We start from the raw sequence: 22,544 nt of genomic DNA, 5'->3' as shown, positions 1-22,544 counted from the left end.
CCTTCTTTCCTGTCAGTAACGCAGACATGATGTGGAGCAGATACGGATCAGGGCATAAATGCTTACAAAGCATTCCAGATACCAGGCACTTTTTCTTAAATCCACACCGATTACCAGACGGCGGTCATATAGAGTCAGCAGAAGCAGAGGCAGAAGAGGAATAAAATAACGCCCCTGAACTCCCGTAATATACGTTAAATTTCTGGGAGTCCACCCCAAAAACATAGAAGTCAGAACCAGAACTGCACTGGTAAATACAAGAATTAATACCCACAGCTTCTGTCCGTCCGTCATCTTCACCACTTCCCCCTCTCTCTTTATTACGCTGATAAAGAGGGCGTACCAAAGAAGGGTAAGGCAGACCGGCGGAATCGTCAGATTCGGATCTAAATTTCCCAGGAATCCTCCCAGCATAGTTACCAGATAATAGTCGTACTGGGTCACCAGGGTTTCATAATAGACCGTAAATACGTTAAATGGTCTCTGCCACACGTCAGATAAATTATAGCCTGCCGCCTCACTCCAGCCCACGTAGCTTTCCGTAGCCCCGGCCCATGCAGAAAGTACAAGGCGGTTTACAAGGAATACTGCAAGCAGCATCACTGCAATGACACCAAACACGGAAATCCAGTAATGTCTCTGAGATTTGAATTTTGATTTTGGAATCAGCAGACAGATTCCGGCTGCTGGCAGATATACAATTTTTCCGGGCTCTAACAGTACCAGCAACAGAGTCAGTACCAAAAGGTCTTTTGTATTTATCTCTTTCTTTTCATAAGCCAGATGAAAGCACCAGGAAAGCAAAAGCATGGAAAGACCGATAAATGCGGTATCATAGGAGTAGGAAGCCGCCAGATGAAGAGTCATGGGCAGACAGGATACTGCCATGAGAACTTCTTTTTTAAACGGCATCAGCCTGACAGAAACCGCTGCCATGGCTGCAAATGCCAGAAGATTCATAAACCGTCCCAGATATACCAGGGGAATATAGCCAAGGTGTAAAAGTCTGGCAATCGTAATTCCCACTGCCTGAGGCAGATAAACCACAGGTGTGGTATTCACCGGAACTTCCTCCCGGACTGTCACCGACTGGCTGTCATCCGGGGAAAACAGTTCTGTCAGGACACGGTTGTACGTTCTCTGCCCCGGCTCTGTATATAGACCGGTGACATCATCCCCGTTACGAACCAGAACATTGGCTCCTTTTTTAATCCGCTCTTTTTCTTCTGATGAAGCATGCTTTAAAAAGTCTTCTCCTGCCACTGCCTGTTTGCCCATAATCTGGCTGGAAAGACGGTAGGCACTGACAAAGTGGGCAGCTTCATCGGGTGCAGAAAAAGGTGTTAAAGCGAACAGATAAAAAACACCAAGTCCAATAACAACCAGGGGGAACAGCCACTGGTTAAAAATATTTTTTATCCACAAAAGAAAGGCAAAAACACCAAGAAATCCACAACCGAAGACAATAAACCACCAGTAAAACCGTCGGACCGGCTCAAACTCCGGAGAAGGAATCCCCACTATGGTTTTTAAATAGGTTCTGACAAACAGGAACATCAAAAGCAGAATGCTTCCCGCTGCAAGCCATAAGCCTTTCGTCTTTAACAAACGCTTCACAGTTTATGTTCCTCCTTCTCTATGGCTTCCTCCTTATCCAGCGCCAGCATCTGGATTAACTCCGTCACTCTGCGCTCTAACTGGGATATTTTGATCGACTGAAAAAAGACCTTGGTGAGCAGAATAAAGATCATCAGTGTAAAAATGAAATTAGCTGTGGAATAGGTTCCCACCAGGCCGGATATAAAATCCGCCACTTTAGGAAAAATGCTGAAAACTACCAAAAGCAGGGAAAACATTACCCAGAAAATGGAATCCTCTATCTTCATTTTTGAGTGGCGTATTCTTCCCAGTACATAAATGCTAAGTACCAGGGAAACGCATATCAGCACGCAGCGAAGTAATACCGTCATATCACGTACTCCCTTCCTTTATCTTCTGTCCCGAACGCGAAAGCTCTGTACCAGTAAAATGGAAAACAGCATCTTTCCCATATACCGGGCCGCATTTAGGGGATTTAAGTAACTCTCTCCCAGTATCCTCTCATCCATCACAACCGGTATTTCAGCAACCTTCGCACCGTGACGGATCAGATAGGAAATAGTATCCGGTTCCGGACCGTAATTAAGTCCGTCTGCAAACTCCTTAATCATCTTACGGCTGAACATGCGCATTCCGGATGTAGGATCCTTCACCTTTACTCCTGTGGTAAACCAGATGGCGCCGCTTAACATCCGGCTCCCAAGCATACGGAGAGAACGGGGTTTTTTCTCTGTTACAAACCGGGAGCCAATGACGATGTCATATCCCTGGTCCATCTTTTCCTTCATGGGAAGAATGAACTCCGGCCGGTGCTGTCCGTCTCCGTCAAACTGTATGGCATATCCATAGCCCTTTCGGTGTGCATACTTAAGCCCGGTCTGAAACGCGCCTGCCAGACCTAAATTCATGGGAAGATCAATGATCTTCCAGCCATGCTTCCTGCAGATTTTGGCGGTACTGTCCGTAGAACCGTCATTAATAATCACATAGTCATACATGGGATAATTCTCTATGACCTCTCCCACTACCCGCTCAATATTTAAAGCTTCATTGTATGCAGGTATCACTACCAGTACCCGGTCTGTCATATCCTCTGTTTACTCCTTTCTTTTTCTTCTGTATGAATAATCCGGATTGCCTGTCCCATAAAACAAAACATAAGAATCATCATTTCAAGCATGTAGGAGTACGCACCGCCGTTAATTCCGCCTGTTTTCACAAAATGGTAGGAAAGGACAAACGAAAGAATGCAGACCGGAACATATCCAAAAAATATCAGTCTCTGTTTCTTCATGATCACCAGGACATAATAAAATAAGTTCATTACTGCGAAGAAACCGCCTCCCAGAATAATAGCAAGAAGTCCAAAGAGGTAAGGCGCCAGATCCACATTAAAGACAGCGGAGAGCACAGGAACCCCGATTACCCAGGCTCCAGCCAGGGCAATTACAGTGAGAAACAGAATAATTCCCGACAGCTTCCTCAAAACCATAAGAAACTCTGAAGTCCTCTTTTCCTCCCAAAGAATGGAAAGTCTGGTGAGGAAAGGGCGGATTACAAAATTAGCCGCAAGATTAATCACGGATGTAGGCATAAATATTGCCACAAAAATGGCATTATCCGCGGAAGTCATCTGGGAATCAACGGCGTACTTTGCCATTGCAAAGATGAGACCGTCTAAAAATACAGACAAAAACAAAAGGAAGCTGTCCTGTAAAAGCTGCCTGTATCTTCCCTTTGCATGTAAATAAGTAATATCCGGTATCCGGTCCGCAGTCCTTTTATCAAACAGCCAGATTCCCACTGCCTGAGAAGCGGCGGCAACCGCCGAAGCGGTAATTAAATCCCTTGTAAAAGCCAGAGTGCCTAAAAATAAACACACGGAAAACAATGTCCGCCATGTCATGGCCTGTCCGGTCAGATAAAGCTTTCCTTTTCTTTGAAATTCCGACTCGTATACATCAGCAAAACCATCAAGCACCTTATAAAGAACCATAAAAAACACTACCAGGGTTTTCTCATAAGTGTAGTCAGAAGAAGAAAAGAAAACCTTCCATATAATGTAGCAGATACCTAAAATCAGGGCCATACCACAGGTGGCCATACGGGCCAGCCGGTATTCCCCAAATGTATAGCTTTCTCTCACATCCGTGCTCTGGATGGGTCTCATTCCAAAATAAGCCACAAGAAACATCTGCTGGCCGAATGTACTGAAAGCAAAACCAAAGATGCCTCCCTGATCCGTTCCTACCAGATGATTGACCAGGGCGGTCAGCAGCATGCTGGAACCCGCATAAACCAGGCTTCCAATCATATTCCATGCCACATTTTTACGTTCCATTATTATTCCTCTATTTCATTTCATTTAAGAAGTTCCTTTTATTCTACATGATCCGCCTAAAAAAGTAAACCAACAACCGGCTTCTTACCCTCTCATGTTCTTTACTGTCCTGCATAAATAAAAGAAGCTTTCGATACGGAACAGCCAGGAAAGACCTGCATAAAACAGAACTCCTGTGGTAATCTGCAACGTCAGAGTCAGAAGAGTGCCTTTCACCAGAAACTGAACGCTGTAAACCAGAGCGCACATGAGCCCTGACAGAATCAGAGAAGGGAATACATCCCTCCACTGCTGGAGAAAGCTGTAATTAAGAAGCTTCTTATTGGGGTATGCATTGATAAATGTACATATGAAATCCGTCACTGCTCTTAACGCCACCATGGTATAAATTCCAAATGGAATGCTGATGATTAAAGCCGCCACACTGACAGCTTTTTTAATGATCTCCAGCTTTAAGAAGATCTCACTTCTTCCAAGGGCATTGATCGCCTGTAAATTCGCAACATGAAGCGGCCAGGTGGCATAGGCGATGCACAAAAGACGAAGCATGGGAACACATGGTAAATACTGATCTGTGAGTAAAAGCTTCACCATGGGTTCTGCTATTGCAATTAATCCCGCCATCATAGGAAAGACAAGATAGGAGCTTGTAACGATGGACCTTCTTACCATGTTTTTCACCCTCTCCCGGTCTTCCTGACATGCAGAAAAAGCAGGGAGCATCACTGACTGTATGGCAGCCCCTAAATTATTGGCAATAAGGGCAGGAAACTGGTTTCCTCTTGAGTATTGCCCCATCATAGCCGAATTATATAGTTTCCCGATCACCAGCCCGTAAACATTGGTAAAAACTGTGTCAATGAGACCGGACATCAGAATTTTCCAGCCATATGAGAACAACTCCCCAGCTTTCTGAAAAGAAAAATTCAGGCTGGGTTTCCAGGTTTTTAAAACATGCAGCACAATCATGAGAAAAAAACTGTAAAAAAACTGCTGCATGGCAAGAGACCATAATCCAAATCCGTTTAATGCCATCAGCACCCCGATCATGCCGGAACCTGCCGCAGCAAAGAGACTTGCCATACAAAGCTTTCTAAATTCCATATTTCTGGAAACAGACGCGGACTGAACGGATACGACTGCACCGAAAAATAAGGTCAGGGATAAAATCCTTAATACCGGAACGAACAACGGTTGTCCATAAAAATCCCCGATTGCAGGTGCAGAAAAGAACAGAATTACATACAGAACAAAGGCAATCAGGAAGCTCACACAAAAAGCAGAAGAATAATCCCTTTCATCCACTTCCTGCTTCTGGATCAGAGAAGTGTTAAAACCGCTCTGGACAAATACATTGCCGATGGTAATAAATATCATGATCAGCATGACTTCCCCGGATTCGGACGGCGTTAAAAGCCTGGCTAAAAGAACGGATACAAGGAACTGAATCCCCTGTGTTCCCCCGTTTTCCATGACTTTCCAAAACAGTCCGGAAAGCACTCTCTCTTTCATATTTTCCTGGTACATACTGGCTTTTCTCCTCAATTATCCAATTTACATTTTCGCCTTATTGTACTATATTGACCAATAAATGTAAATCTTTTATAGCATTTTCCAGTTAGTTATGTTAAAGTATTATGGAATCACCATAAAATTATTAATGATTTACAGGAGGTTTTATCATGCGTAAACTGACACGCGGCCTGGCGGCAATCTGCCTGACAGCTGCTCTTGTCCTGGGACAGGCTGCCCTTACGCGGGCGGATGAGGCATATGGACCAGGCTACAGGAATGGCGTCAGCATCAGCGATACCAGTAAGTCTGAAAAACAGACTACGGCTGAGACTGCGGAAGGCGTAACTACAGAGGAAGCAGAAACCGCTTTGGCAAATGCAGGAATAGATATCGGACAGGAAGGGGATGGAAGTGGAGAAAACGGTGTTGTTGATGAAGCGACGAAAGCCGCCCAGGAAGCATTAAAAGCCAACTTTCCGCGTCTTCAGACCACTGTTATGACTGGTGACGGCAACTGGACACAGCCTTTTGTCAACGATGCCTGGATCACCAACGACGGAAAGGGCTTTCATGGTTTGTCTACATTTCTCACGAATATTGTAGGGAATGTGCTTTACCGTACCTACACCTCAGGCACTGGCTGGTCCCCATGGGTCATGAACGGTCAGCAGACAACCAATTACCCCAATGACGTAAACATTGAAGCCATACAGATGAGGTTTTCCGGTTATGTAAACAACCAGTTCAATCTTTATTATTCAGCAAAATTAGAGGACGGTACCACCACTGACTGGGCAAAGAACGGAACCAGTGCGGGAACCATGGGAACCGGACATTATATCACAGGTTTTCGTATGGCATTCTATGCAAAGAACTCTGCCTTTCCATATAAGACAGATAAACCGCTGATTTCCGCTACAAAAGACGGAATGCAGATTGTTGACGGCGGACTGCGCTACTTTAACGGAGACGGCACACCTTTTACCGGCTGGGCATGGATTGAAAATGACCGGTACTATTTTAAGGACTCTCTTCCGGTTGTAGGCTGGCAGTACATCGATGGCTTCAAATACTATTTTGATTTAAATTCCGGCAAGATGCTTACCGATTTAGAACCTATTATTGGAAACAACGGACCATTTTTTATCAGCATCAACAAACAGATGAACTGCATGACGGTCTTTGCAAAAGATGGTGCAAACGGGTTTATCATTCCGGTAAAGTCATTCCTTACCTCTACAGGTCCGGATACTCCCCTGGGAACATTCCAGACACCTGAAAAATACCGCTGGCGGGATATGAATCACGGAATCTTCACTCAGTATGCAACCCGCATCTGGAAGGGCTTTTTGATCCACTCGATTCTTTACAGCCGCCCCAACAAGATGACTCTTGATCCCACAACATATAATTATTTAAGTATTGCCGAATCGGCCGGCTGTGTCCGTCTCCTTTCCGGCGATGCCAAATGGATCTACGATCACTGTGCGCTTGGAACTACCGTAACCATTTACGAATCGCCGGTTCCCGGTCCATATGAACGGCCGGCTATTGAACAGATCATTCCGGAGACACAGACCTGGGATCCAACTGATCCCAACATGTGATAGCAGCGTGTTATTTTAATCATTGCTTCCGGTAACTAATCTTCGAAGTGAATGATATATTCCGGGGGTCCGGTATTGAAACTGAATAAAGAACCGGGTCAGGGGCGTAAGTTCCTTATAATACCTTTGGTATAAGGGATTTAATATTTCCTTGAAATCCCTTGTATTGACCTTCGTCTGGTAATAGGTTCTATTGGATGCACTCATGGCGGCCGCCTTATAACGGCCGCCTGTTGCTTTGTCAAATTCTTCATAAACTATTTTCATACGTTCATAATATGCCTGCTGTTTCTTAGCATAATTCCCTTTTTTCCCCTCAGCAGTCCATGACCCGGAGACCCCCACCCGGTATACGCTCATGGGTTCATCTATATAATACCCGTATCCATTTGCTGCAGCCATCAGCTGCAGGGGGGTATCTCCCACCGGACAGTCCGTATAGTAATCGGGAAGTTCTTTCACAAGCCTTGCGGGAAATGCCATGGAAGACATGGCATAACCGGAAGCTTTATCTATGATCTCTTCCGGCTTAATAACTGTAGTTTTCCGGTAAGGCCTCATCTGGCGTTCTGTAACGGCTTTTCCCATCAGCTGGATTTTAGCACTGTGGATGCAAAGGGTACAGTCCGGATGGGACTCCATATAGTCCACCTGCTTTTGAAGCTTGTCCGGGGAATCAAAATAATCGTCCCCATCACACATAAATATATATTTCCCTCTTGCACGGGGAAAGTTAAAAGCACCGCTTATATTATCAATTCCCTGGGAATACTGGTTCTCTGTCTGAATTAAAGGCCGGATCTTATCCGGATATTTTTCAGCATATTCCCTGATTATATCTCCTGTCCCGTCCGTGGACGCATCATCATGAACCAGAATCTCATACTCAAAGTCTGTCTTCTGCATCAGAAAACTGTCAAGAGCATGGCGGATGAACGCACTGTGGTTATAGGTGACACAGTTGATGCTTGCCATGATTTCACTGTTTGATCCGTCTCTCATACCTCAGTTCCTGCCTTTTTAAGTACCTTTGTCACGTATTCCTCATATTTTCTTGCAATATACATCTCTGTTACAAGGGGTAACGGCTCAATCTCCTCTCCTGTAAAACACTTCACATGGTTTGAGACGCAGTCATACCCCGCCATACAGGAAAATTCCACACCGCCTGAAAAACGGGGATTGCATTCCAGCATGGAGAAGGTTCCGTCTTCCCCTTCTATAAATTCAAAATTAACACATCCCGTGATCCCCAAAGCCCTGGCAGTCTCTTTGCATAAAGCTTCCAGAGCCGGATTTGAAAATACCAGAACAGAAGTGCCTGCACCGTTAGGGGTCCGCAGCAATTCCTTACGGCAGACAGCTGCCGACTGCCCGGTGTCCGCCTGCCGCACCACATCCACCGTGATGATACTTCCCTTAAAATAGGGCTGTACCACATAATCGTCCGGCTCACAGCCAGCAAGGAAGCGTTCCATCTCTTCCTGATCACGAAGATAGCACAACCCCTGACTGCTTCTTCCGTTATACGGTTTTACAACTGCCGGATAGGTAACAGACTCCGGAGAAATACAGCCAAGCATTCTGGTAGGTATGGGATTTCCAATACCATTTTCGGAGAGAAACTCATAAAGCTTCCTTTTGTCCCTGCAGATCGTTATGGTTTCTTCCGGCGATAAGCATAAAGTCACTCCGGCTTCCTTCAGTTTTTTTCTGTTGCGGTTCCACACATCCACCTCTGCATCGGTAAGGACAATCAGCCCATCGGCAGCTTCCTTCCTGCAGATACTGAGAATCTTTTCTGTGTACTGCTCTTCTTTCGTTGCAAGGGGCACCTGATAAAATGCGGAAACATTGGAAGAATCAGCAATCCATTCTGCCGGATATATATCACAACCGACCACCTTAAGCCCCATTTTTTTTAAATTTTTAATCACAATGTCAGCCGAAAATGATCCGATTGCGGTTACAACTGCAGTTTTCATACTTATTATTTTCCTCCCTGCGCGGCACTTAAAATTATTTCGCATATCCGGTCTACATCTTCAAGACACAGGTCTGCGTAAAGGGGCAAAGTCAGCACACTGTCTGCTGCTCTTTTTGCAATGGGAAGGTTAAGACCTAAAAAGCGCTCCCTGTAGCAGTCAAAATCAGTAATCAGCGGGTAGAAATATTTTCTCGCAAATATCTGATGGGATGCCAGCAGATCATACACCTGATTTCTGGATAGTGCGAACCCTTCAAATGACACAGGAAAATATGCATAATTCTGACTGATCCCCTGTTTTACCGGATTGAGACGGATACCGGCAACACCTTCTAAATGTTCCCTGTACCGTTTTGACACCAGCCTGCGCTTTTCAATGTTTTCATCCACATGACGCAGATTGCAGATTCCCATGGCTGCCTGAAATTCATTCATTTTTGCGTTGCCGCCTATGTATTCAACAGATTCTTTTCCGGTTATACCAAAATTCTTTAAGTAATTGAATAAAATCTCCAGCGAGGGATCTTTAAAAGTGACCGCTCCCCCCTCTATGGTGTTATACACCTTGGTAGCATGAAAGCTGAACATGGAAGCGTCTCCATAGGTTCCGATTCCGCGGTGATTCACCTCTACCCCGAATGCATGGGCCGCATCATAAATCACCTTTAAATTGTGTTTTTTTGCAATAAACTCTATTTTTTCCACATCACAGACATTTCCATACACATGCACAGGGAGAATAGCTGTTGTTTTCTCCGTAATCAGCGCTTCTATCTGATCTGCATCTATGGTATAGTCATCCTCTCTGATATCACAGAATACAGGAGTCAGATTATTTCTTACGATTGCATGGGTGGTGGAAGCAAAGGAAAAGGGGGTGGTAATTACCTCTCCGGTTAAGTTCATCGCCTGCAGCGCCATCTCAAGAGCCATATGTCCGTTCACAAACAGCAGAAGATTTTCCGCTTTTAAATATTCCTTCAGCTGATCCTTCAATCTGTCGTGAAATTCTCCCATATTGGTCATCCAGGCAGTTTCCCAGATCGGTTTGATCTCAGTAATAAATTCTTCGTAAGAAGGCATGGATGCCCTCGTTACCAGTATTTCTTTTTCATTTGGTATCATTCTGCCATTCTCCTCATTTTCCATGGGCCGCCTCCGGTCAGATAGAAAGCATCTGTCCAAGCGTTCTGACACGGGTACTTTTAAACAATTTGTATTTTAAAATGGTCTTTATTTTTCCGGCTCTGCTTCTTTTGCAAAGTTTTAGAAATTCTTCAAACAATTCTCTCTGATCAGGAGTCATGTACTGCCCGTAAATGGAAAGAAACGCTTTTGCCTGTTCAAATAAACTGCCGTAATTATCCCTTACTTTTTCCCGGCTGTTCCTTCTCTCCGACAGCTGTTTCATTCCGCTCTTTGCTCCTACCTGATTGCTTCCATGCTGCCGGTAGAGAACCAGAGGACGGTCAATGTAGGAGATTTTCCCAAAACAGCTTGCAATGAGACCAAACCACCAGTCGTGCATGATACATGTTTTTGGAATATCCACCATCAGATTTTTTAAAGACCTGTTAATCATCATGGTATTGCCTGTGATATTATTTTCAACCAGATAATGACTGGTTCGGTTATCATAAACTCCAATCTTCTGATATCTGGCCATGGAAGGGTAAAGAACCGCTCCCGCCTGATCTGCAACGGAAAGATCTGTATGAACCAGTAAAGGCATATCCCTGCCCCATTCTTTCTCCATTTTCTTCATCTCTGTGAATGTCACTTCTACTTTATCCGGCAGCCAGATATCATCCTGATCGCAAAACATCAGATATTCATCGGAAGCAGCTTTTAAAAGGCGGAAAAAATTATCCCTGGCACTGCCAGACGGCTTTATGTTTTTTAAACTTTTTATACGGTCCGGAAACCGGTTTTCATATTCTGAAATTATTTCAGGGGTCCGGTCAGTAGAACCGTCATCTGAAATTAAAATGGTAAACTCCTGATTCGTCTGACCAAGCAGTGATTCCATCTGTTCTTTTAGATATTTTTCCCCATTCCAGGCAGCCAAAAGTACTGTTATCATTCTATCCCTTCTTCCAACGCCATTTACCATGACATTCCCAGAATCTTTGTTAAAAACCAGATCTCAAACATGAGAAATTCCAGGAATCCTCTCGCAGCCAATTCCTGAAACCGGTTTATTTTTAGATATTTTTTATAGTAATGAAGCTTGCTTTTATGGAGCAGCGCCTGCTTCTTCAAGATCGAACTTACGGATTTATCAATGGATACGGAATGAAGATGGACATAGGTACGGTCAAGAAGAAGGAGTGTCCCATACCCCTTTGCCTTTAACTTATGTCCAAGGATCTTCTCTTCGTAATAAAGAAATACTTCCTCATCATAAAGCCCGCATGCCAGCAGAGCATCTGTATCAGCCAGCAATAAGGAGCCCGGAACTGCATCAGCCCAGGCACAGCGTTCTGTCCCCTCAGGCGAAGTTATCAAAAATGCACGTTTTCCCGGATTATCACTGAGCCACCGTTTCAACAAACGCCGTGTTACCAGTCCCGTATCCAGTAAATCCATGAACAGACCAGTAAGCTTCCATCCTGACAGACCTGTCCTGCCTTTTTGATCGACTGGAACTGCGGCCGTCACTGCAACAGTTTTGCCGGTCTGAAATGCTGCTTTCATGGCAGCAATCGTCTCCTCTGAAACCAGGACATCGGGATTGGCAATCAGAACATGGGTAGCACCAAGTTCCCTGTAAGCATAGCGGATACCCAGATTATTCCCATAGCCATATCCGCCGTTCTTTAAGGAGCTGACCACATGTATTCTGCCGTCACTTAATTCCTTCAATCGGGCGGCGGAATCATCAGTGGAATGGTTATCCACGATGACAATGGAGTCCAGAGAAGAATAATCTTTAATCGAACGAACCAGCCTCATGGTAGTATCGGCATCATTATAATTCAGGATGATACAGCTTACATTCATATCTTCTCCTTTTAAGATCCTTTTCTGGAATTCACCAGCTTCATTCCAAACCGGCTGCTGATAAAATCACGAAACGGCGGACACAAATAGGTACCGTAATTCATGAGATGATAAGCTGCCATATAAAACCGGTTTCCCTTCTCCTTTGGAGTTCCGGCCCAGGGAGTTTTTGCTAAATACTTCTCGTATGCTCTGCGGTAGTGGTTTAAATTTCCTTCCTTCCAGGGCCTTTCATCTCCCATGAAATGGAGAATCGCCGGATGTCTGCCTGCCTCTTTAAAGCCATTCTCAGTTATGAGTGCATACACCGGGGACAGCCGGACTAAATGCCGGTAATGGAAATACCGGTAATTCGTAAAGAAATTATATCGGGGAGACAATGGCCTGATTCTGCCCTTTAAGCTTCCGTTAATCGTATCCTGATCACCGGCAAACAGTTTTCCGTCCTTGGAACGGTAAAAGTCAAGAAGCAGCTTTTGAGCGTTCTCCTCTCTCCACCGGTTTAAATCAATCAGAAGCACCCCGGAATTAAAATAAGGTTCTTCCGGTCTTAATCCGATCTCTTCCTTAATACATGGATAAATGGTGGGTTCCATGACAGCGCCCAGCAGAAACGGGCCAAGATCCGCTTTCCACAGCTTTTCCAGAGAAGACAGAATAACGGTATCGCAGTCTAAATAAAGAACCCGTTCCACATGTTCAGGAAGCACCTCTCCCAAAAACAGGCGTGCCATAATGCTTAAATCAAAACCTCCTGTATCCACCTCATGGGAAAACCGTTCCTTTAAATTCCCCAGTTCTATCAAAGAAAGCTCCCGGTCAAATTCCTGTGCGATACCGGATAAACGGTCTTTGCTTTCCCTTGACAGTCCCATGGACAATACCCAGATATCAAGCGTTTCTATCTTTTTATTACGATCCAGAAGAGAATAGAGAGAAACTGCCAGATGTCTGGCAAACTTATCGTTGGAAGCGTAAACTACGTTCATAATAACCTCCCCGCATACCGATTTTTCCGTTGTATTGTACTATATCTGATTAGAAAAGTAAACAGCCGGGGGCTAGGGAAGAAGTGCGAGCTGGGATCTGGCCATATTGAAAGCAGACTCAATCACTTTATCCATGTCGTAATATTTATATTCTCCCAGCCTGCCTCCAAAGATAACCCGATCCTCTTTCTGGGCAAGTTGTGCATATGCCTGATACAACTTCTGATTTTTTTCATCATTAACCGGATAATAGGGTTCCATCCCTTCACTCCAGTCAACAGGGTATTCTCTGGTTATAACCGTCTTTTCCTGTGTTCCGAACTCAAAATGCTTATGCTCAATGATTCTCGTATAGGGAGTTTCACGATCTGTATAGTTTACAACCGCCACGCCCTGATAATTGTCTGTATCAAGCGTCTCAGTCTCAAATTTCAGACTGCGGTATTCCAGCTTTCCAAACCTGTATCCGTAAAAGGCATCGATCATTCCGGTATACACGATCTTTTCTCCCATACTGTCATACGTTTCCCTATGCTCCAGATAGTCCACGGAAAGCTCCACATCACAGCCCTCAAAAAGCTTGTCTGTGATTACATTATAACCGCCAATCGGAATTCCCTGATATAAATCATTGAAATAGTTGTTATCATAAGTAAAGCGTACAGGCAGCCGCTTAATGATAAAAGCCGGCAGCTCCCTGCAGTCTCTGCCCCACTGTTTTTCCGTATAACCCTTAACAAGTTTCTCGTAGATATCCGTTCCTACAAGGCTGATTGCCTGTTCTTCTAAGTTCCGGGGTTCTCCTGTAATTACCTGTCTCTGTTCATTGATCTTTTCCCTTGCCTGTTTTGGAGTTGACACGCCCCACATCTTGCTGAAGGTATTCATATTAAAAGGAAGGTTGTACATCTCACCTAAATAATTGGCAACCGGGCTGTTGGTATACCGGTTAAATTCCGCCAGTTCATTTACAAAATGCCAGACTCTGCGGTTGCTGGTATGGAAAATATGTGCGCCATACCGGTGTACATGGATTCCTTCTGTCTCCTCACAATACAGATTTCCTCCCAAATGATCCCTTTTTTCAAGGACCAGGCACTTCTTTCCCTGCTTTCCGGCCAGATAGGCAAATACGCCGGAGTAAAGACCGCCTCCGACAAGAACATAATCATATTTCTTCATTTTTACTCTCCCGTCATTTTATAAACTGCATTAATTATACTAAAGTCTGTAACAAAAGTAAACGCCGGTTCCATTTGCGGAATTCGAAATAATGATTGTCTGGGGACATGATCTGTTTTATAATTGAGATCAATTCATGAGGAGGAGGCACAATTATGGAAAATATCAGGGGCGCGTCGATGCAGTCTGCTTTGAGAAACGAATAAAATGACAGAAAAAAAAGGATCCCGCCTCTGTAAAAGAAGACAGGATCCCTTTCATTATCTGATCTTAATAAAATAACCGGTTTACCGCACTGAAGATACCCCGAATAGACGCTCTGGTGATGTTGGAACTGATTCCCACACCGTAAGTTGCCTTTCCGGTTTTTACATCAAGCAGATGGATATAGGATGCAGCCTGGGCTCCGGAACCGGATGTAAGTGCGTGTTCGTAGTAATCCAGCACCCGGATCTCGATACCAAGCTCCTTCTCCAGACCCTTCTGTACCGCATCGATGGGTCCGTTTCCCACACCCTCGAAGACTTTCTCCACACCATGGTCTGTGTAACGGACTTTTGCAAGAGTTGAGAACTCCACGTCTTCCTCTGCCTCTGTAATCTGGCTTTTTCTGAAATGGATTGGTTCCTTTCTCTCGGTGTAGCAGCTTTTGAACTCTTCCAGGATCTGCTCAGGCGCAACCTCACCCTGCTTTTCAGAAATTGCCTGAATGACATCAGCAAATTCCTTGTGCATACCCTTCGGAAGCTTGAAGCCATAGAACGTATCCATAACAAATGCTACGCCGCCTTTGCCGGACTGGCTGTTGATCCTGACAATGGGCTCATACTGCCTGCCAATATCGGAAGGATCGATAGGAAGGTAAGGTACCTCCCAGAACGGATTCTTCCTTTCATGCATCGCCTGCATGCCTTTATTAATGGCATCCTGGTGAGAACCTGAAAATGCAGTGAAAACAAGTTTGCCGGCGTATGGATGTCTGGGTTCCACTTCCATCTTGGTACAGCGCTCGTAAACATCCACGATTTCACGGATATTCTCAAGATGAAGTTCCGGATTAATGCCCTGGGAAAACATATTATAGGCAACTGTTAAAATATCCACGTTGCCGGTACGTTCTCCATTCCCAAGCAGGGTTCCTTCCACACGGTCTGCACCTGCAAGAAGAGCCAGCTCAGTGGCCGCTATTCCCGTTCCCCTGTCATTGTGGGGATGAACGCTTAAAATAATGCTGTCACGGTTTTTAAACCGGGAATTCATCCATTCAATCTGATCGGCATATACGTTGGGAGTTGTCATCTCCACAGTAGAAGGAAGATTGAAGATAATCTTCTTTTCCGGAGTTGCTTCCCAGGTATCCTGCACAGCCGTACAGATATCAAGGGCAAATTCCAGCTCTGTTCCGGTAAAGCTTTCAGGAGAATACTCAAGTACAACCTCTCCCTTAAAATCCTGCATATACTGTTTCACCCACTGGGTTCCCTGTACTGCGATCTCTTTAATCTCATCCATCTCTTTGCGGAATACCACATCACGCTGTAATGTAGATGTGGAATTGTAGATATGAACGATTGACTTCTTTACTCCCTCCAGGGCCTCAAATGTTCTCTTAATCAAATGCTCTCTGCACTGGACCAGAACCTGAATCACCACATCATCGGGAATCAGCTTCCGTTCCACAAGCTGCCTTAAGAAATCAAACTCAATCTGGGAAGCAGCGGGAAATCCCACTTCAATCTCCTTAAAACCAAGTTTAACCAGAAGGTTAAACATCTCAATCTTTTCTTCCACCACCATAGGCTCAATAAGAGCCTGGTTTCCGTCTCTCAAATCCACACTGCACCAGATCGGCGCTTTCTTAATCTCCCTGCACGGCCATTGTCTTTCCGGATAGTTCACTACCGGTACCCGCTTATATCTTTCATAATTCAACATGTCTGATCTCCTCCATATTCCTTTTTCTCTGTATTTCCTTCATAAAAAATCAGTCCAGGCTTTGGAGTCGATAAATCACGCTGTATTTCTTGACAATGAACAACGTGGGTTTTAAAGGTCTAACCCCATCTATCATCATTCCTTTGCATTATAATCACATGCCGTGCTCTGACAAACCACCACGGTAAAGTGTTATGCTATTATAGCACGAGTAAAAATGACTTACAACAAAAACTTTTCAAACCAATAAAATCTTTTACCTGCTCATCTGTAAAAGCTTGGTCTTTAATTCCCCTTCCATACGGGCAAGCTCTGCTTCTGCTTCTTTCCGTTTCGCTCTTCCCTCTGCCTGAATACGCACCACTTCATCAAGGGTTGTAATCAGGGATTCATTAGTCTTTTTAAGAGTTTCCATGTCCACAATTCCACGCTCTGACTCTTTAGCCGTCTCGATGGTTGCAGTCTTTAACACCTCTGCATTCTTGCGCAGCAGTTCATTGGTCATATCGGTGACTTCTCTTTGTGCCTTTGCCGCCTGCTCGGAATGATTGATTCCGATGGCAAGAACCATCTGACTCTTCCAGAGAGGGATGGTGTTGACAAGAGTTGACTGGATCTTTTCTGTCATTAAGGTATCATTATTTTGAACCAGCCTGATCTGAGGTGCCATCTGAATGGAAATCATACGGGTCAGTTCCAGGTCATGGATTTTCTTTTCAAATCGTCCGCACATGGCAGACAAATCATTGGCTGCCTGGGCATCTTCCGGAAGACCGCTTTTTGCTGCCCGGTCCATTAAAAGCGGGAGTTCTTCCTGCTGGACCTTTAAAAGCTTTCTCTTGCCTGCCAGAATATACATGGTCAGTTCTTTAAAATAAGTAGCATTTAACTCATACATCTTATCTAAGAGGGCAATGTCCTTTAAAAGCTGAATCTGGTGATTCTTAAGAATCTTGCAGATCTGGTTGACATTGGTCTCTGCAGAGGCATACTTGGCCTTCATACTGTCAAGCCGGTTCGCGCTCTTTTTAAAGAAGCCGAAAAAGCCTTTTTCCTCTTCTTCCGTTTCAAAGCTTTTTAATTCCGTCACCACATTAGTGAGCATCTGGCCAACTTCACCCAGATCCTTAGACTTTACATTGTCAAGAGCAGACTCGGAAAAGTCAGCAATCTTTTTTTGAGCTCCGGCACCATACTGAAGTACCATATTGGAATCTTTTAAATTGATTTTTTCTGCAAAATCAGAAACCAGACGCTCTTCTTCCGGGGTAAGCTCCGGAACCGGATCAGCCTCAGCAGTGATTGTTTCATTGCTTTTTAAAAGCTCATTCCCTTCTTTCACACCTTCTGTCTGTTCAAATGGTGTCAGCGTAAGCTGGGGCGCTTCTTTTATCATCTCTTCCATATCCTTACTCATTCTTTGTTCCTCCTGTAAAATCGCTTCCGGTCCAGCCAGCCTTCTTTAACATGGTCTGGAGCACCGATGCATCAGTGGTAATGTCCATGGCCGCGTCCTGGTAAAGATCGTCAAGCAGCCTTTCAAATGCCTGATTGATGGTGTCAAGAGTTCCCTCTATCTCCCTTTTTGCACTGACAATATTATTCCCCTCTATCCCCGTGCTTTCAAAATCCCTGTATGCATTGACCAGCTTTACAGTTGTGGGAAGGTAATAATCCATAAACTGCTCCATCTCACCCATCTGCTCCGGATGCTTTAAAACGGTATCAAAAATTCTCTGTATTACATCTTCCAGCATGGATATCTTCCGGGAAATGACTTCTCCGGGAATCGCATCATTGGCTTCTCTTAATATTCTTAAATAATCTCTTCCCTGGGTCATCATCTCCTGAAAAGCCTTGTTTTCCTGAAAGGCATTATCTGAAATCTGACTCAGTTCTTCTTCTTTTTCCCGCTCCTTTAATGCCTTCTGGCATTCCAGATACTGGTTATAAGTGGCTTCGCTTAAGATCAGGCAGGTTTTCTGCTCGTCTAAATACGCATGAGGGAAAATACCAAGCTTCATCATTTTCTCCACGTCTTTTAGTACATATTCACGGGATTTCCCAACACTTGCCGCCAGTTCTTCCAGATTGGAATACATCCGTTTTTCTGACTGTTTGGCATAGATCCGGGCTCTTTTTAATCTTCCGTTTACAGACAGTCCGGCAAAAAGCATACACCCGGAAGCAATGAAAGCCGCCAGAAGGAATGTAAAAGCGCTGGCTGCCGCCCATGCAACAGGCCTTAACATCAGGGAAACAAAAAGAGCAGCAAGTATGGCGATAAAATCCAAGCCCAGAAAGATACTTCCGAAAATGGTTAAAAGTATTCCGGATACACGCCCCTGCTGGTTGATCCTGATCTCCTGCCTGCCTGTTCCGGCCGAAGAACCGCCTGTCCGTTCCTTTACGGAACGGCTGGTCTGAAACGCCCTGTATCCAGGTCCGTCATCTGTCTCGTCCCCCGACTCACCGCTTTCGCTCCTGTTATCCCGCCCCTGCGTCCGGGTAAAGCCTTTCGTACCTTTTACCAGCTGGCTTCTTGCTTCATCAAGCGCAAAATTTACGGAATCGGATATGATTCGGTTCAGCTGGTTAAAATCTCTGGAATCAATGGCACTTTGCACCGTACTGCGGATTTGTTCTCCTAAGTTTGATTTATCTTTTTTATCCATATTTCCGATCTCCCAAAATAAATTTGCAGATACGTACAATCATACCATGAATTGTTGTCATTTACAATCAGACACCTTTATAAATACTGAAAAAGTCATTGAAAAACCGGCTTTTACTCACGGTTTTCAATGACTTATATTTACAATCAGGAAATGACGTGTCCCCTTGCTTTCATCACATCAATCACCTGTTCCACGTACTTCTCGCAGGTTTTCAGATCCGCAGCTTCTACCATTACACGGACAACCGGTTCCGTACCAGACTGGCGCAGAAGAATCCTTCCGCTGTCTCCAAGGCCTTGTGCTGCTTTTTCCACTTCTGCCTTCACGGCTTCATCATCCTGGGCTGCTGTCTTGTCATGTACACGGACATTCTTTAATACCTGTGGATAAATTTCCAGCTCAGATACCAGCTTTCCCAGGCTTTCTTTCTTTTCAAGGATCACTTCCATCACTTTTAAGGATGTTAGGATTCCGTCTCCGGTAGTGGCATGTTTGCTGAATATAATATGACCGGACTGTTCGCCACCCAGACAGTTTCCATAGGTAACCATGTTTTCATAGACGTATTTGTCTCCAACAGCGGTTTTCTCATATTCAATGCCTTCCCGGTCCAAAGCTTTGTATAATCCGAAATTAGACATCACGGTCGTTACCACTTTGTTATTTTTAAGGAGTCCCTGCTCTTTCATATATTTACCGCAGATATATAAAATTCCGTCTCCGTCAACCACATTTCCGTTCTCATCCACTGCAAGACAGCGGTCCGCATCTCCATCATAGGCAAATCCCACATCTGCTCCCACTTCCTTAACAAACTTTACAAGCTGATCCATATGAGTGGAACCGCAGCCGGTATTGATATTCAATCCGTTGGGTTCATTGCTGATTACATGGGTTTCTGCACCAAGAGCATCAAATACGTTCTTGGCAATAGCGGAGGCACTTCCGTTGGCACAATCTAACGCCACCTTTTTATTTTTAAAGGATCTGGTTGCCGTAGAAATCAGATATCCGATATAGCGGTTTCTTCCTGCAGCAAAATCCACGGTTCTGCCGATCCTGTCCTGTGTGGCAAATGGAAGTTCTTCCATCTCTCCATCTAAATATCTCTCTATCTCTGTAATTACTGACTCTTCTAATTTCTCTCCCTTTTCATTGATCACTTTAATTCCATTATCGTAGTATGGATTATGGCTGGCAGAGATCATGATGCCGCAGGAAAAGCCTTCTGTACGGACAACGTAGGAAACGCTGGGAGTGGTGGTTACATGAAGCAGATACGCATCGGCTCCTGACGCAGTAAGACCTGCCACAAGGGAATATTCAAACATATAGCTGCTGCGCCTTGTATCTTTTCCGATTACGATCCTGCATACCTCAGCCGGCTTTTTCCGTCCATAGTACCAGCCTAAAAAGCGGCCTACCTTAAACGCATCCTCAACAGTCAGCGTAACATTTGCTTCTCCTCTAAAACCGTCGGTTCCAAAATATTTTCCCATTTTATTATTCTCCTTTAAAAATCTGCGGTGATACAAAGTGATATGTACTATACCATATTAATGCCCTGTTTTCAAATTAAGGGACTAAAGCTGCATAAAGAATGGTTCTTGCATCATCAAATTCATAGCTGCAGGTGACAAACGACCAAAGAGTCTCAACCGGCTCCTGGGGTGCCTGATAGAACATACCGTTCTTTGTCATCTCGTCAACATATGACTGAAAGCTCTCATCCGATTCAAATTTCGTTTTTCTGCGGATTCCGGACGCATCTGTATAAAGCACAGTGACCGGACGCAGATGAAATTCCCGCTGCGGTGTATAGATTACAATGTTCTGATGGGCACGGTAAAAAGACTCATCCTTATATTTTATGATATCCTTAAACATGGATCCATTTTTCATATGATGCCCGTAAATTATGTTATGCCTTCCGGAAAAATCAGGTTCACTGTCACAGTCAAGAAATATGGCTCCTGACGGATTCTTCTTCCCTTCAAAATCCGTATCCAGGTAAGTATCGTTATTGTCAGTACGGACTATGGGGTAATCGATGCTGGTATCTTCGATGCGGATCCAGCCAACGATGTCCGGGTTGATCTTTCGCAGTTCATCAAAAGAAATGGGGGATACATAAGGTTCTTCTTTTTTTATCTCTGTGTCTGATTCAGCAGTAACGCTTTCTTCCTGTCCCCCGGCCAGCTCAGCAAGACTTTCGTAAAGGTGTTTAGAATCCTGCTTTTCCCGGTAATCAGAATAAAGTACTCCTGCCCCCGCTGCCAGAAGCAGGAAAGCAAATGTGAGAATTCCTGTTGACATTTTTTTTCTATTCATGGCACTCTCCTGCTTTCTTTTTTATATTCTTCTGCTTCAGTATAGCTTATTTTAATAAAAATCTCAATCTTTTATAAGCTGCGCTAGACTTTTAACGTTTTTTTCTATATACTAAGGAAAGAAAATGTTACTTTGGAGAATATTATGAAAAATCAAGAGACGATCATTTATGTGAACATGCTAGGCGGGTTCTCCGTTACCATCGGAGACAAAATAATAGTTGATCAAAATAATCAGGCAAAAAAACCTTGGAGTCTTTTGGAGTATTTAATTACTTTTCGGGGAAGGGATATTCCTGTTGAGGAATTAATCGACCTGTTTTGGAAAGATGAAGCCAGCAACAATCCTGCCGGCGCTTTAAAGACTCTGATGTTCCGCGTCCGAAAGCTCCTTGAGCCTCTTGGACTTCCAACTCAGGAACTGGTATTTCAAAACAGAAAAGCTTACGGCTGGACAAGGGAGCTTACCACCGTGTGTGACACGGACAAGTTTGAAGAGCTTTGTCTTCAGGCTGAAAGCAAGGAATTTCCGGAAGAGATACGCCTGAAGCTGTCAATGGAAGCATTTAATCTTTATAAGGGAAACTTCCTTCCAAAATCTGAATGGGAATCCTGGGTGATTCCGATTCACACCTATTATCATACCCTTTATCAGAAATTAGTGAAAAAAATCCTTTTGATGTTAGATGACCGGAAGGATTATCCAACAATGATTGATGTCTGCCAGCAGACAATCTCCATCGATCCGTATGGGGAAGATGCCCATTATTATCTGATTTATGCCCTGTATCAGAGCGGCAACCAGATGATGTCCCTGGAGCATTATAAACGGGTAAACGACATGTTCTACAACGAGTTTGCCATCACTCCCTCCATTCGCTTTAAAGAGCTGTATAAGATGATCAGCGACAAAAAGCATGGAATAACCATGGATTTAAGCACCATCAGGGAGATCCTTTTAGAGGGAGGAACCAATAAGGGAGCATTTTGCTGTGAGCCTTCCGTATTCAGGGATATCTACCAGCTGGAGGCCAGAGCCATCGAACGAACGGGAGATTCCATCTTTTTATGTCTGCTTACCATCAGCAATTTAAAGGGAGAATTATTGAAGCCGGCGGTTCAGACCCGTGCCATGGATGAACTGGGCAGTTCCATCCGTAATTCCCTGCGCAGAGGAGATGTTTACAGCAGGTACAGTGTAAGCCAGTATTTAATGCTTCTTCCTACTGCAACCTATGAAAACGGAGAGATGGTTTTAAAACGGATTATCCAGAATTTTAAAAAGGAATATTCCCGGAAAGATTTGTCCATTACCTATTCTCTTCAAAGTGTTCTGCCTTTTAAATGAGGTGATACCTCTCTATTAATACCTACTACA

Annotated in this window: 19 protein-coding genes; 2 read left to right on the top strand and 17 right to left on the bottom strand. The window is 44.3% G+C overall.

Annotation, left to right across the window (positions count from 1 at the left end; genetic code table 11):
- Positions 1–12 precede the first annotated feature (12 nt).
- The 5 genes from DS742_RS00925 to DS742_RS00905 form a co-directional block, all read right to left on the bottom strand.
- Positions 13–1,617: a DUF2142 domain-containing protein gene (locus tag DS742_RS00925; RefSeq protein WP_117415160.1), complete on the bottom strand. Its 1,605-nt coding sequence runs from the start codon at positions 1,615–1,617 to the stop codon at positions 13–15.
- On the bottom strand, positions 1,614–1,970 hold the full coding sequence (locus DS742_RS00920; RefSeq protein ID WP_117415159.1) for a DUF2304 domain-containing protein: 357 nt from the start codon (positions 1,968–1,970) through the stop codon (positions 1,614–1,616). Before DS742_RS00920 ends, DS742_RS00925 begins: the two co-directional genes overlap by 4 nt.
- A gap of 18 nt (positions 1,971–1,988) precedes the next feature.
- On the bottom strand, positions 1,989–2,687 hold the full coding sequence (locus tag DS742_RS00915) for a glycosyltransferase family 2 protein (protein WP_117415158.1): 699 nt from the start codon (positions 2,685–2,687) through the stop codon (positions 1,989–1,991).
- Entirely contained in the window at positions 2,684–3,940 is a 1,257-nt protein-coding gene (locus DS742_RS00910; protein ID WP_117415157.1) for a lipopolysaccharide biosynthesis protein, read from the bottom strand. Before DS742_RS00910 ends, DS742_RS00915 begins: the two co-directional genes overlap by 4 nt.
- 84 nt (positions 3,941–4,024) lie before the next feature.
- Positions 4,025–5,467, bottom strand: coding sequence for a lipopolysaccharide biosynthesis protein (locus DS742_RS00905; RefSeq protein ID WP_117415156.1), 1,443 nt, complete (start codon positions 5,465–5,467; stop codon positions 4,025–4,027).
- A 155-nt stretch (positions 5,468–5,622) separates the two neighbouring features.
- Here DS742_RS00905 and DS742_RS00900 point away from each other — a divergent pair, with 155 nt between their 5' ends.
- Positions 5,623–7,062 carry a L,D-transpeptidase gene (locus DS742_RS00900; protein WP_117415155.1) on the top strand — a complete coding sequence of 480 codons (1,440 nt, stop codon included), beginning with the start codon at positions 5,623–5,625 and terminating at the stop codon, positions 7,060–7,062.
- Between the two features lie 15 nt (positions 7,063–7,077).
- On the opposite strand, the gene DS742_RS00895 is transcribed toward DS742_RS00900, so the two are convergent.
- The 12 genes from DS742_RS00895 to srtB form a co-directional block, all read right to left on the bottom strand.
- A complete protein-coding gene (locus DS742_RS00895; RefSeq protein ID WP_117415154.1) occupies positions 7,078–8,064 on the bottom strand; it encodes a glycosyltransferase family 2 protein in 987 nt (328 codons plus the stop codon).
- Complete coding sequence (locus tag DS742_RS00890) at positions 8,061–9,047, bottom strand: ATP-grasp domain-containing protein (protein WP_117415153.1); 987 nt, start codon at positions 9,045–9,047, stop codon at positions 8,061–8,063. Before DS742_RS00890 ends, DS742_RS00895 begins: the two co-directional genes overlap by 4 nt.
- Before the next feature lie 5 nt (positions 9,048–9,052).
- Positions 9,053–10,198 carry a DegT/DnrJ/EryC1/StrS family aminotransferase gene (locus tag DS742_RS00885; RefSeq protein ID WP_242996349.1) on the bottom strand — a complete coding sequence of 382 codons (1,146 nt, stop codon included), beginning with the start codon at positions 10,196–10,198 and terminating at the stop codon, positions 9,053–9,055.
- Between the two features lie 13 nt (positions 10,199–10,211).
- Positions 10,212–11,132, bottom strand: coding sequence for a glycosyltransferase family 2 protein (locus DS742_RS00880; protein WP_170313325.1), 921 nt, complete (start codon positions 11,130–11,132; stop codon positions 10,212–10,214).
- A 23-nt stretch (positions 11,133–11,155) separates the two neighbouring features.
- A complete protein-coding gene (locus DS742_RS00875; RefSeq protein ID WP_117415151.1) occupies positions 11,156–12,052 on the bottom strand; it encodes a glycosyltransferase family 2 protein in 897 nt (298 codons plus the stop codon).
- An 11-nt stretch (positions 12,053–12,063) separates the two neighbouring features.
- Positions 12,064–13,041: a glycosyltransferase family 8 protein gene (locus tag DS742_RS00870; protein WP_117415150.1), complete on the bottom strand. Its 978-nt coding sequence runs from the start codon at positions 13,039–13,041 to the stop codon at positions 12,064–12,066.
- Positions 13,042–13,113: 72 nt separating this feature from the next.
- Positions 13,114–14,223: a UDP-galactopyranose mutase gene (glf, locus tag DS742_RS00865; RefSeq protein WP_117415149.1), complete on the bottom strand. Its 1,110-nt coding sequence runs from the start codon at positions 14,221–14,223 to the stop codon at positions 13,114–13,116.
- 270 nt (positions 14,224–14,493) lie between these two features.
- Entirely contained in the window at positions 14,494–16,158 is a 1,665-nt protein-coding gene (gene leuA, locus DS742_RS00860) for a 2-isopropylmalate synthase (protein WP_117415148.1), read from the bottom strand.
- 256 nt (positions 16,159–16,414) lie between these two features.
- Complete coding sequence (locus DS742_RS00855) at positions 16,415–17,575, bottom strand: toxic anion resistance protein (RefSeq protein ID WP_117415147.1); 1,161 nt, start codon at positions 17,573–17,575, stop codon at positions 16,415–16,417.
- The gene (locus DS742_RS00850; RefSeq protein WP_117415146.1) at positions 17,568–18,833 is read right to left on the bottom strand and encodes a 5-bromo-4-chloroindolyl phosphate hydrolysis family protein; all 1,266 of its coding nucleotides are present in this window, start codon (positions 18,831–18,833) and stop codon (positions 17,568–17,570) included. Before DS742_RS00850 ends, DS742_RS00855 begins: the two co-directional genes overlap by 8 nt.
- A 146-nt stretch (positions 18,834–18,979) precedes the next feature.
- On the bottom strand, positions 18,980–20,335 hold the full coding sequence (gene glmM, locus DS742_RS00845) for a phosphoglucosamine mutase (protein WP_117415145.1): 1,356 nt from the start codon (positions 20,333–20,335) through the stop codon (positions 18,980–18,982).
- A gap of 76 nt (positions 20,336–20,411) precedes the next feature.
- The gene (gene srtB, locus DS742_RS00840; RefSeq protein WP_117415144.1) at positions 20,412–21,167 is read right to left on the bottom strand and encodes a class B sortase; all 756 of its coding nucleotides are present in this window, start codon (positions 21,165–21,167) and stop codon (positions 20,412–20,414) included.
- A gap of 144 nt (positions 21,168–21,311) precedes the next feature.
- Between srtB and DS742_RS00835 the strand changes: the two genes are divergently transcribed.
- Positions 21,312–22,514 carry an AfsR/SARP family transcriptional regulator gene (locus DS742_RS00835; protein ID WP_117415143.1) on the top strand — a complete coding sequence of 401 codons (1,203 nt, stop codon included), beginning with the start codon at positions 21,312–21,314 and terminating at the stop codon, positions 22,512–22,514.
- Positions 22,515–22,544 lie beyond the last annotated feature (30 nt).

Origin of the sequence: Lacrimispora amygdalina (assembly GCF_003432035.1) — a bacterium.
Classification (GTDB): Bacteria; Bacillota; Clostridia; order Lachnospirales; family Lachnospiraceae; genus Lacrimispora; species Lacrimispora amygdalina.
The sequence above is the reverse complement of the archived record's forward strand: the minus strand, read 5'-3'. Positions and strand labels throughout refer to the sequence as shown.

Excerpts from the sequence above, each read along its gene's own strand:
- DS742_RS00920 (WP_117415159.1), bottom strand. The coding sequence starts at position 1,970 with ATGACGGTATTACTTCGCTGCGTGCTGATATGCGTTTCCCTGGTACTT.
- DS742_RS00915 (WP_117415158.1), bottom strand. The coding sequence starts at position 2,687 with ATGACAGACCGGGTACTGGTAGTGATACCTGCATACAATGAAGCTTTA.
- DS742_RS00910 (WP_117415157.1), bottom strand. The coding sequence starts at position 3,940 with ATGGAACGTAAAAATGTGGCATGGAATATGATTGGAAGCCTGGTTTAT.
- DS742_RS00905 (WP_117415156.1), bottom strand. The coding sequence starts at position 5,467 with ATGTACCAGGAAAATATGAAAGAGAGAGTGCTTTCCGGACTGTTTTGG.
- DS742_RS00900 (WP_117415155.1), top strand. The coding sequence starts at position 5,623 with ATGCGTAAACTGACACGCGGCCTGGCGGCAATCTGCCTGACAGCTGCT.
- DS742_RS00895 (WP_117415154.1), bottom strand. The coding sequence starts at position 8,064 with ATGAGAGACGGATCAAACAGTGAAATCATGGCAAGCATCAACTGTGTC.
- DS742_RS00890 (WP_117415153.1), bottom strand. The coding sequence starts at position 9,047 with ATGAAAACTGCAGTTGTAACCGCAATCGGATCATTTTCGGCTGACATT.
- DS742_RS00885 (WP_242996349.1), bottom strand. The coding sequence starts at position 10,198 with ATGGAAAATGAGGAGAATGGCAGAATGATACCAAATGAAAAAGAAATA.
- DS742_RS00880 (WP_170313325.1), bottom strand. The coding sequence starts at position 11,132 with ATGATAACAGTACTTTTGGCTGCCTGGAATGGGGAAAAATATCTAAAA.
- DS742_RS00875 (WP_117415151.1), bottom strand. The coding sequence starts at position 12,052 with ATGAATGTAAGCTGTATCATCCTGAATTATAATGATGCCGATACTACC.
- DS742_RS00870 (WP_117415150.1), bottom strand. The coding sequence starts at position 13,041 with ATGAACGTAGTTTACGCTTCCAACGATAAGTTTGCCAGACATCTGGCA.
- glf (WP_117415149.1), bottom strand. The coding sequence starts at position 14,223 with ATGAAGAAATATGATTATGTTCTTGTCGGAGGCGGTCTTTACTCCGGC.
- leuA (WP_117415148.1), bottom strand. The coding sequence starts at position 16,158 with ATGTTGAATTATGAAAGATATAAGCGGGTACCGGTAGTGAACTATCCG.
- DS742_RS00855 (WP_117415147.1), bottom strand. The coding sequence starts at position 17,575 with ATGAGTAAGGATATGGAAGAGATGATAAAAGAAGCGCCCCAGCTTACG.
- DS742_RS00850 (WP_117415146.1), bottom strand. The coding sequence starts at position 18,833 with ATGGATAAAAAAGATAAATCAAACTTAGGAGAACAAATCCGCAGTACG.
- glmM (WP_117415145.1), bottom strand. The coding sequence starts at position 20,335 with ATGGGAAAATATTTTGGAACCGACGGTTTTAGAGGAGAAGCAAATGTT.
- srtB (WP_117415144.1), bottom strand. The coding sequence starts at position 21,167 with ATGAATAGAAAAAAAATGTCAACAGGAATTCTCACATTTGCTTTCCTG.
- DS742_RS00835 (WP_117415143.1), top strand. The coding sequence starts at position 21,312 with ATGAAAAATCAAGAGACGATCATTTATGTGAACATGCTAGGCGGGTTC.